1 protein-coding gene is annotated in these 422 nt (G+C 63.3%); it reads left to right on the plus strand.

Annotated elements, in window-relative coordinates; all coding sequences use genetic code 11:
• The coding region (locus G9373_RS45705; protein WP_167121416.1) for an ABC transporter substrate-binding protein at positions 1-422 on the plus strand (422 nt) is incomplete at both ends.

Consider the following 422-nt stretch of genomic DNA (forward strand, 5'->3'; position numbering starts at 1 on the left):
GTTGCAGGCCGCGACGGATGCGGGCATCCGCTTTGTGCTGCAGGGCAATAGTTCGGCGGCTGCGGCGGCGTTGTCGACGTCGATCTCGCGCTACAACGAACGTCATCCGGACGCGCGCGTGCTCTTTCTGAACTACGCCGCCGTCGATCCTGCGCTGACCAACGAAGCATGCAGCTTCTGGCATTTCCGCTTTGACGCATCGGCCGACATGCGCATGCATGCGCTCACGGAAGTGATTCGCGCGGACAAGGCCGTCAAAAGGGTCTACCTGATCGGGCAGGACTACACATTCGGCCGCCAGGTGGCGCAACTGGCGCGGCAGCAGTTGAGCGAGAAGCGGCCGGACGTCGCAGTCGTTGGTGAGGTGTTGCACCCCATCGGCAAGGTGAAGGATTTTGCGCCGTACGTGGCGCGCATTGCCG

Origin of the sequence: Rhodococcus sp. A14 (assembly GCF_011603105.1) — a bacterium.
Classification (GTDB): Bacteria; Actinomycetota; Actinomycetes; order Mycobacteriales; family Mycobacteriaceae; genus Rhodococcus_F; species Rhodococcus_F opacus.